This is a genomic window from Mucilaginibacter sp. L196 (assembly GCF_009765905.1).
Taxonomy (GTDB): Bacteria; Bacteroidota; Bacteroidia; order Sphingobacteriales; family Sphingobacteriaceae; genus Mucilaginibacter.
Map to the genome: position 1 here is coordinate 90572 of NZ_LMUO01000009.1, position 13758 is coordinate 104329.

Sequence of the window (13758 nt, forward strand, 5' to 3'; positions counted from 1 at the left end):
ACTCATAGGATAACGGCCTTGAAATATAATTTTTTGACCCACTCCAGTGGTGTATAGATGCGGCAATAAAGGGCTTATATGAATCTATTAACTATTAAGGGCTGAAAAATTTTCAGTCCCCGCAAAATTTTCAGTCCCCGCAGGGTCTTCTGAAAGTTTAAGTTAACCCATAAAATCACGGGCTGTTATTAGCGTATTTGTAGCCGATCATTAAGGACCGAAAAAAGGCATAGCCTTTCCAAAGTTTAAGTTAACCCATAAAATAAAAAAGTTATCTTAGTGTCCCTAATGGGGATATTTGAAGAATCAAGGTGTATAACTTTACAGATTCAGGGAATTCAATTCGGCCATTTGGACAGAAAAGACCGATATAACAAGGTGATTTCGGTAATAAACACATCTAACGCATCGTTAAGTTTTCCCGATCTTTTCAAGAATCAACACCAATTAAAAGGTTTTTACCGGTTAATGAATAATAAATCAGTGCATCATTCCACCTTTATTTCAGGGTATCAAACAGGTTTGATCGCTTATTCGAAAGAGCAAAGCATTGATGATCCCTGGATATTGGTGCAAGATACGATGCTGACCGATTATAATAGCCGGAACCTCGACTTAGGCTATACACAAACCGAGCGGTCAAACGGCTTTTTACTACACCACGGCCTATTATTGGATGAGAACTATCTGCCTTTAGGGCTGCTGCATCAACAGATCATTCATCGCGAACGAAGTGATTTCGGGAAGGCTTCAAAGTGGAAAAGTAAACCAACTGCTGAGAAAGAGTCAAATAAATGGCTGGAAGGCATAGAAACGGGTATCCGTTTTAGTAAAGAAACGGGGCGTGGATTGATCCATGTAATGGATCGTGAAGCGGATATTATAGATGTGATCAATAAATGTGTCGAGACAGACCAATACTTTATCATTAGAGCAAGGCATGACCGTAGTATCTTAACCACTTCGCAAAAAGATAAAGCTGAGAGCCCTGAATTGTTCAGGATGTTCAGCCTTATGCCATCGTTGGCCGATTCAATTACCATTAACAGGACGTTAAGAAATGAGAAAGGAAGGGAATACAGAGCTGAATGCGATATGAGCTATCACTCCTTTAAGTTCAGAGGTATTAATGAACCTATAAATTGTGTATGGATCAGGGAACGGGGTTGCCCGGAAGGTACTCGTCCGGCAGAGTGGTTTTTACTCACCAACAAAGAAATTAGTAATAAGGCGGATGCAGAAAAAGTACCCGAGATATATTCGAGGCGTTGGACGGTTGAAGACTTTCACAAATGCTATAAAACGGGGTGCAGCATTGAAAAACGGCAGTTCAACTCTCGTAAATCACTGCTTACCGGCATCGGTTTATTGGCAATAACGGCTGTTGTTCTACTAAGAAGCAGGTATATTTCAAAACTGGAACATCATACACCCTTCGAAATAATTGTAACAGATAAACACGAGCAAGCGTTAGCGAAAACACTTGCAGATAAATACCTGATGCCAATTGACAGACAATTATGCGAACCCTATTCTGTACTTTGGTGGGTGTTATTATTAGGTCGGATGGGTGGGCATCAGGGCTACAAAAGCAAAGGGCTACCCGGCTGGCAAATACTTTGGAAAGGCTATTCCTTCTTTCAAACCATTGCTATCGGTTACAAACACGCGAATAACAGCCCTTGATTTTGTGGGTTAACTTAAATTCCAAAGAGACCCTGCGAAAACAAATCTAATACTCCAAAATATCCCAATGCTGTTTATTCTTCAACGGGTTAGTATATTTTAGCTTTTCCGAGCCATCTTTCCAGCCTTTGTAGCGGTTACCGTGTGTTAGTTTGCTCAGTCGGCTATATAAATGGTAGTTAGTCATATGGTTATCGATCCAGGCTAATTGTTGCTCCAAAACGGCATCACCAATTTTTATGGTATCAATAATATGTGGCAACACGGCAATTTTAAACAAGTTCGGTTCTGCAAATTGGTAACGGTAGTCCATAGCATAAAGCTGGTCGTTCCAAAATTCAACACGCTCAAAACAGGTGCGCTGCTCTTCGCTTAGTTGGTGCCTGTTATTATCCCAATCATTACGGTAAATACTGTTTAAATAAGGCATAGCCTCATAATTAAACCGCTGCCATTGTCTGCGCTTAGGCTTTTTAAACGTTCTGTCGTAATGATACTGTACCGTGGTAATTCTATCCAGTATGTGCTGATAAAAATCGGCTTTACTGCTTTTTTGCACTTCCGGTTTCAGCACAAATAAGCGCTTCCAGCCTTTTTGGTAGGGTTCATCTAAAGGTATTACAGTAAGGAACTCCGGATCTTTTGATATACGTTCCCGCTCCCTGTGTAATTTTAATAATTGTTTATCACGGTCTTCTTTCTGAAGGCGTTTTTTTCTTCGTGCCGATTTTAAGCGATACGGTAAATTTTGTGTGTCCATCGGGACTTCTGCATAAATTTTTCATAAAAATTGTTGATTGAAAAATTCATCCGCCTTTGGCAGATATATCCCTTTTTGGAACACAAAAAAGCAGGGCCATAAATGGCTGGTGCAATAACAGAAAATTTTAGAATAGAAATCTGTTCCGCCTTTATAAGACAGTGTGCGAAGAGATTATATGCAGATAAACGTAGTTTTCATTTCCGTGGAATTAGGTCAAAGATGGAATTATTTTTAAATAATTAAAAATAATTCCATCTGCGCAAATACACTGCGTAGCCCTGAAGGGCTACGGACAAGCACCAATGCAATTATTGCGCAACGACGTTTACCTGGTAGCAGGCTGGAGCGATAAAGTTTTCGAGGTGTTAGCAGCCTTAGAAAATGGAGCTTCGGCACTGGATGCCATAAACGAAATAGAACTATAACCAAGTATGGGTAAGCTAAACATCCCCATACTTTTAAAAAGGAATTAAAATATAAGGATGCCGTAGAAACGGGTTACTTCGCACCGCTCAGGGGGGGGCAGTGTGGTGCAAGCCATGCTGAGGGTTCGAGTCCCTAAGGCGTTCCCCCGTCCCGCATTCGCCCGTTGCTCCTTATAAAAACATGAAAGGAGGTGTCGTAAATAAGTCTTACTTCGCTTTGGATCCGTTGTCGGGGCTTGCTTACGGACGGACATGAATGGCTTATTGCCTTTTACCCTTCTTTTTAAAGAAATTAAAACATAAAAAGGTGTCGTAAATAAGTGTTACTTCGATATCCAACCCTGCGGTCGTCGGTTCGAGTCCGGCCCTTTTACAAAAGGTAGCTCAGATGGTTAGAGCACAGTAGACAGTCACTTATTGATTTTTACCCTTTTTTAAGAAATTAAGAAGATGCCGTAAGTAAGCGTTACTTCAACCTGCCACGTTTAACACGCTTACCGGATTATCTAAAAATACCTAAACCTAAAAGGTGCCGTAAACAGGTGATACTTCGGTATAACGTCCGCCCAATGGCGGAAGCTGCAGATTCGAGTTCTGCCTGCAATTTATTGCAGTGGTCAAAATTATAATCACCAGTTGCTTTTTGCCCTTTTTTAAAACATAATGAAAGATGCCGTAAGTGTGTGATACTTCGCTGGTGAAACCGCATAAGCGGGCAGGTTCGAACAATTTCTTGAGCGGGTTCGTGTTTAGCCTGCGGGTGCGAAAAATCCTGAAAGACACACGCTGACTATTGCTCTTTCATTTATTTGTTTAATGTGTAGTGCTTTTAAAATAGTATCAGCTTATTATAACCTGTTTTTATTAAGGATAACCAAATAGTTGTAAATTTGGATACTATTGATTAGAAATGTACCCAAACCTGACCGCATGAGGAGACTTTTACTTGCTGTAACTTTTATTGCATTTTCCTTCTCATTTGTATTGCCTGCATTTGCGCAATCTGATCAGGTAGTGGCTAATGGTCACTTTACTACAGCTGTAAATTTTTCAGGATTAGGTTGTACCTATAACTGGGTAAACGATAATCCTGCTATCGGCTTACCAGCAAGTGGAACAGGTTACATAGGCTCTTTTATAGGTATAAATAATGGCACTGTTCCAATAATGGGTACCATTACAGCCAAGCCTGCCGTTGGTGGGTTCGCATACATTACCAATGAATCCGACGGTACTATATCTGTTATCAATGTCAGTAATAACCAGGTTATATCAACTATCCCTATTGCGTCAAACGCCGGGCCTTGGGGTGCAGCTATAAGTCCGGATGGTAAGTACGCGTATATTGCCGATGCTAACATAGGTACCATCTCAGTTATTAATACGGCAACCAATACTGTAATTAAAACGTTCCCTTCCGCATTACCCTATTCTTTATGTGTTAGCCCTGATGGCAGCCGTTTATATGTAGCAAATTACTCCACAAATTCAGTTTCAGTAATTAACACGTCAACATATGCGGTAATAAAAACCATTGCAGTAGGAAAAAGCCCGAGTAGTATAGCTATAAGTCCCAACGGATCAACCGTGTATGTTACAAACAGTGCTTCTTCAACAATTTCGGTAATAAATATTGCTGCCAATACCGTATCGACAACAATAACTTCACCGGTTTTAAATATCGAAGATGTTGCAGTTAGCCCCGACGGCAATAACATGTATTTTACTGCTCAACAATATGTATATGTCGTAAATACGGCTACAAACAACATCACCAATAAAATAACTGTAAATGCTGCATACGGTATAGTGGTAAGCCCAGACAGCAAACATATATATGTAGCAAATGCGGGCACGAATAATGTTTCGGTTATTGACGCTGTTAATCAGTCGGTTGTAGCCACTATCCCGGTAGGTAACCAGCCGGAAGGGGTATCGCTAAACGCAGATGGAAGTATTTTAATGGTGACAAATTACCGGTCAAATACTGTTTCGGTTATTAATACGGTAACCAATTCAGTCACCAATACTATACCTGTTGGGGCCTTCCCGCTTTCTTTAGGTAATTTTATCGCGCCAGATCCCTCAGGCTGTACCGGTTCAACCATCACTTTTACAATAACGGTAAATCCATCATCTACTACTGTACCTGCTCTTACCGCAAGTGCGGCAACCGGCTCCATCACGTCCTGCGTTGGTACAGCATCTACAAGCCCAAATATCCAGCAGTTCACCGTTTCAGGCAGTAATTTAACTTCTGCAATTACGGCTACAGCGCCAACCGGGTTTGAAGTATCGCTTACCGCAGCAACAGGCTATGCCAGCAGCGTAACGCTTAACCAATCATCGGGTAGTTTAAGTAGTACTACCGTTTATGTACGGTCGGCAACAGGTGATGCAGTTGGCCCAATATCAGGCAATGTAGCTTTAAGTTCACCGGGTGCAGCAAATCAAAATGTAGCAGTATTGGGTACTGTAAATGCCTTGCCAACGGTAAATACTATAACTAATCAAACCTTATTAAATGGCGCAGCAACAACTGCAATTAATTTTACCGGCACTGGTAACACTGCTTTTACCTGGGTTAATAATACCCCTGGTGTAGGCTTACCGGCAACAGGTTCGGGTAATATTGGCTCGTTTACAGCGGTTAACAATGGGAACACCCCGATTACCGCGACAATTACGGCTACTCCTGTGTCAGAAGGGTTCGCATATATAGCAAATAGCGGCGATGGTACTATCTCTGTAATCAATGTCGCTACCAATACAATCGTATCCACGATCATGCCTCCGCATGATCCCTTTTGCGTTTGCATAAGCCCCGATGGTAGCAAGGCATATATTGGATGTAGCGACGGTTCATCTACCGTCACCATTATAAATACCACAACTAATGCAATCATATCTACCATACCTGTAAGTTCATCAGGTGAGTCTACAGGTATAGTAGTGAGCCCGGATGGCACCACGCTATATGTGGCAAACTACGTTACAGGTACCGTATCAGTAGTTAATATTGCAACCAGTACTGTTGTTGCTGTGATCCAGGTCGGGTCAAATCCCTATGGTATAGCTATAAGTCCCGACGGAAGCAAGGTTTACGTAGCATTTACATATACCAGCAATATCTCAGTGATTGATACTAAAACAAATAATATATCAGCTAATCTAATCTTAGGTTCAGTACCGGATATAGCTGTAAGTCCGAATGGTAATATATATGTGCCGATTTCAAACTTAAATAACGTATCTGTTCTTAACCCCATAACTAATAGTGTTATAGCGGTTATCCCTGTAAGCGCCAGCCCGGGTGTAATAGCATTGAGTCCTGACGGAACCAGGGCTTATGTAGCTACAGGTCAAAGTAATGTTTCAGTGATTAACACATCTACAAATACGGTATTATCCCTGATTTCAGTAGGCTCAAATCCCGAAGCGATATGTGTAAGCCCTGATGGATATTTTGTATATGTCACTAATGCAACCTCAAATAATGTTTCGGTAATTAACACTTCAACAAACGTGGTTATAGCCACGGTTAAAGTGGGTACAAGTCCAATTTCACTGGGTAATTTTGTTACAGCCGGCTCAGGTTGTCCAGGTATCCCAACCACCTTTACCATTACCGTAAATCCATTATCCATACCAACAATTACCGCAAGCACAGTAACAGGCAATATTACCGGCTGCGAGGGAACAGCTTCTTCAGACGTTCGGCAATTTACAGTTTCAGGCAGCGGGTTAACTGGCGACATCACAGCAACCGCCCCTTTAAACTTTGAAATATCGCTTAACGCCACAACCGGCTTTAGTAACAGCCTTACACTAACACAAATCAACGGCACGGTAAGCAATACCATTATTTATGTCAGGGCAGCAGCCACAGCCCCTGCCGGAAGCATTTCGGGCAACGTTGATCTAACATCAGCGGGCGCTACAAACCAGGCAGTTGTTGTAAGCTATACTATAAATGCTATACCAAGCGTAGATGCAGTAGTTGGCCAAACCCTGACAAACGGCGCGACGACTTCGCCGGTTAATTTTAGCGGGACAGCAGCTACATATAATTGGATTAATGATTCGCCCGGCATAGGGCTGGCTGCAAACGGGACGGGTAATATCCCTTCATTTACCAGCGTAAATAATACCAATAACCCAATCACAGCGACTATCACCGTAACGCCATTAAATGGTACAAGCTGTAGCGGCACACCCATTATATTTACCATCACGGTAAACCCACCTGCGCCGTCTACTTTAACAGCAACGGCTAACCTTAGTCCGCTGGCAACTATTTACGGTACACCGTCATCAGCAGAAAGCTTCACTCTTTCGGGTACAAATATTACCGGTGGCATAACAATAACTATATCCCCGGGTTTCGAAGTAAGTAATAATGGTTCAACCTACAACAGTACAACTACAATCAATGGTAATGGCACAATCACATCGGCGCCGGTTTATATCAGATTGGCTGCAACAACCCCGGTAGGGAGTTATACTGGCGGCATTTTGATAGGTACCAATAGTGCTAACAATGTCAATGTGCTGATCCCTCTGAGCACGGTAAGCCCGGCACCGTTAATAATTACCGCGAATAACACAACCAAGCCCTTTGGCGCAATTAATCCGCCTTTAACGGTAACATATTCAGGCTTTGTTAATAACGATGGCCCTGCGCAGCTTACCTCAAAACCAGTGGTAACCACAACAGCCTTAACCCAATCGCCGCTCGGGCAGTATCCTATCACGATTAGCGATGCCGTATCGCCTAATTATACTTTTACGTATATCTCCGGCATTTTAACCATAGAACCATCCTTATCCGCACTATCTATCCCAAATACCTTTACCCCAAATGGGGATGGGATTAACGATACCTGGGAGATAAAGTATCTTGACTACTACCCTAAATCGACCGTTAATATATTTAACCGCTGGGGGCAAAAGGTATTCTCGTCCATAGGATATCCTACCCCGTGGGACGGTACCTATAAAGGGACTGTATTACCTTCGGGTACCTATTATTATATTATTGACCCTAAAAATGGGCAAGCAGTTTTTTCGGGATGGCTTGCTATTATTAGGTAGCGGTTAGGGCACATAGCGAAATTTACAGGCATATTAGGTATGTCAGTTGTAAAATAATTTATCTTTTTACCAAAAGCACTCTTCAATATTTATTTTTCGCAAACCCTCTCAAAACTCAAAAACATCATTTTTCATAGTTATATTTGGTTAGCAGAGCCTATAAATATGAACCTTTTACCTTACTTCTCAAACCCTCGCAAACGGCTGGTTGTTCTGGCTGTTATCTTTGCTGTTTTTGTAATCGCCGTGGTGTTGCTGGTCAGGCATCAGCATAAAAACAAGGTAAACCCGGCGTTTGGTAAGTATGTGGAATCCTATACCTCGGGTGTAATATCCCGCACGGGTACTATTCGCATCAAGCTCTCAGGCGATGTACAAACGGGGCACGTGAAGAACGAAGCGTTGAGTGATGATGCATTCAGTTTCTCTCCATCTATAAAAGGAAAAGCCTACTGGGTTGATGCGCAAACCATCGAATTTAAACCGGCCACAGAAATGGACCCGGGCAAGTATTACGAGGCTGATTTTAACTTAAGTAAGGTAACCGGCGTGCCGCCTGATATGGATCACTTCACATTTTGGTTCAAAACCATCCGCCCCGATTATACCATTACTTTTAATGGCCTGCAAACCGCTACCACCACCTCGCTCGATAAAATGAAGCTGACCGGCGTGATCAAAACAGCTGATAAAGAAGCGCCTTTAAGTATTGAGCGGATCATCAGCAAGAATTATCCATCCAACGTGCTGATCACCTGGCAGCATGATGATGCCAATAACACGCATACCTTTACCATTGATAATATCAACAGGCCACTAAAAGGCTCATCCACGCTTACCGTAAACTGGGATGGTACAGGCTTAAACATCGATACCAAAGGCACAAAGGATTTTGAAATACCTGCCGTAGGCGTATTTAAGGTACTGAATATTCGCGCGGTGCAGGACCAAGATCAATATGTGGAGGTCCAGTTCTCAAACCCGATACTCATCGGGCAGGAATTAACCGGCTTAACCGGCATCAATAATATTGCCGATGCGGCCTATACTATTGATGGCAGTTTGGTTAAAATATATGCCCCCGAACATCTGCAGGGCAGCTATACCGCTTTTGTTAACGAGGGCGTGAGCGACATCAGCCACAATAAAATAACGCAGGGTTTTACCGCCAATGTGTTTTTTGAGAACCGTTTGCCTACGGTAACCATACCCGGTAAAGGTGTTATTATGCCCGATTCCGGCAGGTTAACTTTGCCGTTCGAAGCGTCCAATTTAAAGGCAGTGGATGTAAGTATCATCAAGATATATGAAAACAACGTACCCCAGTTTTTGCAGAATAACGACCTGACCGGCGAAGACGGCCTAAGGCAGGTGGGTAAATCCGTGCTGCAAACTACCATTAGGTTGGATGACGATAAAAATATCGACCTAACCAAGACTAACCGTTTTATGCTTGATCTGGATCATTTGATGCATACCGAGCCGGGAGCTATTTACCGGGTGATCATAGGTTACCGCAAAGAATATTCCTTATTCAATTGCAAAGTGAACGGTGGCACATCCGTCAGCAAAACCGATACTGACGAGAGTGATGACGAAGGCGAAGAAGACGGCGGTAACGGTAATTCATCAGGAACAAGTTTAGATGATGATGATACCTTTTGGGCTCGATATGATAGTTATTATCCTGATGGCTACAATTGGAAGGATAAAGACGATCCATGCACAAACTCTTTTTACACTAAAGATAAATGGGCGGTAAGAAACATCATCGCTTCAAACATTGGCCTCATCGCTAAAAAAGGTAACGACAATAATATGCTTGTTGCGGTAACTAATATTATGGATGCCGCGCCGATGCAGGGTGTGGAAGTTACCCTGCTCGATTATCAGCACCAGATGGTGGCCAGAGCCATATCTGATGCTAATGGCTTTGCTAATATCAGCCTTAAACATAAACCTTTTTTGCTGGTAGCTAAAAAAGGCGACGAACGCGGCTATTTAAAACTGGATGATGGCAGTGCGCTATTACTATCAAAATTTGATGTAGGTGGTGAGCAAATTCAAAACGGTTTAAAAGGTTTTATTTATGGCGATCGCGGTGTTTGGCGCCCCGGTGATTCGCTTTTCGTTTCTTTTATTTTGGAGGACAAGCTTAAAACCCTGCCACCGGATCATCCTGTGCAGTTTGAGTTTTATAATCCTGCCGGGCAATTATACAAACGCATTACGCGCACCAGCTCAGTTGATGGGTTTTATAGTTTCCATACCGCTACCACAACATCATCGCCAACTGGTACCTGGACGGCCAAAGTAAAAGTTGGTGGTGCCGAATTTGATAAGAACCTGAAGGTGGAAACCATTATGCCGAACCGCATGAAGATAGCGCTGGACTTCGGCGGCAAAACGGCACTTACCAAAGGCAGCGATGTTAGTGGTACACTAAAAGCAACCTGGCTCTTCGGTGGTGCGGCGCAAAATTTGAAAGCTAAGGTTGATGCCTTTGTTAGTCCGCAGGTAACCCGCTTTAAAGGTTTTAATGATTATGTTTTTGATGACCCTACGCTTGCTTTTAACACCCAAACACAAACTGTTTTTGATAACCGTTTAAATGCTGATGGTGTAGCCACGGTAAACGCCAATATTCATGTAGATAAGCAGGCTCCCGGCCAGTTAAGGGCTAACTTTTTGATCAAGGTTTTTGAACCGGGCGGTAATTTCAGTATACAACAAGTCGAGCTACCTTACAATGCTTACACCGGCTATGTTGGCATTAAAACACCCGATGGCGGCGAATATACCGACATGTTGCCTACCAATCACGATAACCCAATTGATATTGCCGATGTAGATGTAAACGGAAACCCATTCTCCGGAAACCGCAATGTAACCGTTGAATTGTACAAGATACAATGGCGCTGGTGGTGGGATCAAACTGGCAATGACCTGAGCAACTTCACCCAAAACCAATATAACAGTTTGGTAAGCACCCAAAGCGTTCAACTGGTGAACGGCCGGGGTAAATGGGACCTGAATTTAAGTGAAAATAATTGGGGCCGATACCTCATTCGTGTAAAAGATGAGCAAACCGGGCACTCTACCGGTAAAATTGTATATGTGGATTATGCCGAACGCATGCAGCAAGGCAACGCGACTGATGCCACCATGCTCTCCTTTGCGTCCGACAAAAAGAGTTATAAAGTGGGCGAAACCTGTACCCTCACCATCCCGACAGGTAATGATGGACGCGCGCTTATCAGCTTTGAAAACGGCAGCAAAATTATCCGCTCAGTTTGGATAGACACCCATCAAGGCCAAACAATTTATAGTTTTAAGGTAGATGGCAGCATGGCGCCAAACGTTTTTGTTAACGTGACCATGTTGCAGCATCATTCGCAAACGATGAATGACCTGCCTATACGCATGTATGGTGTTATCCCGCTAATTGTGAATGATCCCGGGACGGTGTTAAAGCCGGTTATTAATATACCGGATAAGATCAGGCCTGAGAGTACCTCGGCCATAACCGTTTCAGAAGCTAACGGCAAGGAAATGACCTATACCATTGCTATTGTTGATGAGGGTTTGTTAGACCTCACCAACTTTAAAACACCTGATCCGCATGAAACTTTTTATGCCCGTGAAGCATTGGGCGTTAAAACCTGGGATCTGTACGATTATGTAATTGGTGCTTACGGCGGCGAACTGGAACGCATACTAAGTATCGGCGGCGATGAAGCCTTGAATAACAATCAGAATGTATCCGTTAACCGCTTTAAACCGGTAGTAAAATTCTTAGGTCCGTTCCACTTAAACAGCGGCGAAAAGCAAACACATAAATTCACCTTACCGCAATACATTGGTTCGGTGCGTACCATGGTAATTGCCGGGCACGATGGTGCTTATGGTTTCACGGAAAAAGCGGTTGCTGTTAAAAAACCATTAATGCTGATAGCGACCTTACCGCGTGTGTTAGGCCCAACCGAAAAATTTAAACTACCGGTAACGGTGTTCGCGATGGAGAAAAACATTAAGACGGTTACGGTACAGGTACAATCAAATGCCTTTAGCAATTTACAGGGCGCGGATAAGCAAACCCTTACCTTCAATTCGCCCGGCGATCAAATGGTTACTTTTGATTTGGACGTTAAGAATTTTGTAGGCATCGGCAAAGTAAAGATTACCGCTAGAAGTGGCAACGAGGTTGCCGATTACGATGTGGAGCTGAATGTCCGCAACGCAAATCCGCCTATTACCAAAACCTTCCAGAAGGAAATTAAACCAGGCGAAGTTTGGAATGCCAGCTACACGCCAATTGGCATGAGCGGCACCAATAAAGCTATGCTGGAGGTTTCATCGGTACCTGCGCTTAACCTGGCTAAACGTTTAGCCTATTTAATTGATTATCCGCATGGCTGTGTGGAGCAAACCACATCGTCTGCTTTCCCGCAGCTATATCTGGATCAGTTGGTTGATCTTTCGGCCCGCCAAAAGGCCGAAACAGAACGGAATATCAAGCTAGCTATTAACAAACTAAGTAGTTTCCAGGTTAAGGAGGGCGGCTTAAGCTACTGGCCGGGCGAAAGTGATGTAGATGAGTGGTGTACTGATTATGCCGGGCATTTTATGCTGGCAGCGCAGGCCAAAGGCTATACCCTGCCTGTTGGCTTTTTAGATAACTGGAAGCGTTTCCAAAAACAAAAAGCGGTTAACTGGGCCCCTGATACCCGCAGCTTCTACGGTGCGGATTTGGTACAGGCTTATCGCTTATACCTGTTAGCATTGGCTCGTGTACCTGAATTGGGTGCCATGAACAGGCTGAAGGAATTTAAATATATCAGTCCGCAGGCCAAATGGCGTTTGGCGGCAGCATACAAGTTGGCAGGCCAGCCGGAGATTGGTTTGCAAATGATAAACGGCTTGCCAACCACCATTAAACCTTACGATCAATTATATGGAACTTATGGTTCTGATCTGCGTGATGAAGCCATGATTCTGGAAACGCTGACTTTATTGGGGCAGCATGCCAAAGCAGCCGCGATGCTGCAAACTGTAGCCGCTCATTTATCCAAAGATGATTGGTACAGCACCCAAACTACCGCTTATGCGCTGCTGGCTGTAGCACAATATTGCGGGCAAAACAAAAATGGCAGCAAACTTATATTTAACTATGGTACAGCCGCGGTTAACTCCAATTATTATTTGTGGCAATCGCCGCTTGCTGTTAATGGAGGCAACATCAGCATAAAAAATAGGGGTAATAATGTTTTATACCTAAAGCTAACCCAACAAGGCCAGCCTGCACCCGGACAAGAACCGGCAAGTGTAAATAATGACGATGTGTTAAGAATGGAAGTGAATTACATCACCCTAAAAGGCCAACCGCTAAGCGTTACCAGCATTAAACAAGGTACAGATTTCGTGGCGCAGGTAACCATCAAAAACCCGGGGCATAAAGGCAATTACGAAAACATGGCGCTGACCCAGATATTCCCTTCGGGTTGGGAAATATTAAACACCCGGATGATGAATAATGACGAGGCATTTAAATCATCGCCATCCGATTATATTGATATTCGGGATGACCGCGTCAACACTTATTTTAGTTTGGATGAAGGGAAGGAAGTAACTTATTATGTAATGCTTAACGCCGCATATACCGGGCAATATTATTTACCGGCGACATATTGCGAGGCTATGTATAATTCATCAATTAATGCGCTGCAAAAAGGCAAATGGGTAAAGGTTGTAAAGTAGGGATGTATGTATTTGCTTAAAAGGCGGCCGGTT

The 13758-nt window shown here is 43.2% G+C and carries 5 protein-coding genes; 4 read left to right on the plus strand and 1 reads right to left on the minus strand.

What is annotated here, in order from left to right:
* Nucleotides 1–288 precede the first annotated feature (288 nt).
* Nucleotides 289–1686, plus strand: a complete 1398-nt coding sequence (locus GSQ74_RS03905) for an IS4 family transposase (RefSeq protein ID WP_256366257.1) — start codon at nucleotides 289–291, stop codon at nucleotides 1684–1686.
* 46 nt (nucleotides 1687–1732) lie between these two features.
* On the opposite strand, the gene GSQ74_RS03910 is transcribed toward GSQ74_RS03905, so the two are convergent.
* Nucleotides 1733–2446, minus strand: coding sequence for a hypothetical protein (locus tag GSQ74_RS03910; protein WP_158990274.1), 714 nt, complete (start codon nucleotides 2444–2446; stop codon nucleotides 1733–1735).
* 305 nt (nucleotides 2447–2751) lie between these two features.
* Here GSQ74_RS03910 and GSQ74_RS22855 point away from each other — a divergent pair, with 305 nt between their 5' ends.
* From GSQ74_RS22855 to GSQ74_RS03920, 3 genes are all read left to right on the plus strand, one after another.
* Nucleotides 2752–2874, plus strand: coding sequence for a hypothetical protein (locus tag GSQ74_RS22855; protein WP_256366258.1), 123 nt, complete (start codon nucleotides 2752–2754; stop codon nucleotides 2872–2874).
* Nucleotides 2875–3804: 930 nt separating this feature from the next.
* A complete protein-coding gene (locus GSQ74_RS03915; RefSeq protein WP_158990276.1) occupies nucleotides 3805–7968 on the plus strand; it encodes a gliding motility-associated C-terminal domain-containing protein in 4164 nt (1387 codons plus the stop codon).
* 165 nt (nucleotides 7969–8133) lie between these two features.
* Entirely contained in the window at nucleotides 8134–13725 is a 5592-nt protein-coding gene (locus GSQ74_RS03920) for an alpha-2-macroglobulin (RefSeq protein WP_158990278.1), read from the plus strand.
* The last annotated feature ends 33 nt before the right edge of the window (nucleotides 13726–13758 follow it).

What these genes read in the sequence shown, in the direction of transcription:
- GSQ74_RS03920 (WP_158990278.1), top strand. Translation starts at nt 8,134, where the DNA reads ATGAACCTTTTACCTTACTTCTCAAACCCTCGCAAACGGCTGGTTGTT.
- GSQ74_RS03915 (WP_158990276.1), top strand. Translation starts at nt 3,805, where the DNA reads ATGAGGAGACTTTTACTTGCTGTAACTTTTATTGCATTTTCCTTCTCA.
- GSQ74_RS03910 (WP_158990274.1), bottom strand. Translation starts at nt 2,446, where the DNA reads ATGGACACACAAAATTTACCGTATCGCTTAAAATCGGCACGAAGAAAA.
- GSQ74_RS22855 (WP_256366258.1), top strand. Translation starts at nt 2,752, where the DNA reads ATGCAATTATTGCGCAACGACGTTTACCTGGTAGCAGGCTGGAGCGAT.
- GSQ74_RS03905 (WP_256366257.1), top strand. Translation starts at nt 289, where the DNA reads ATGGGGATATTTGAAGAATCAAGGTGTATAACTTTACAGATTCAGGGA.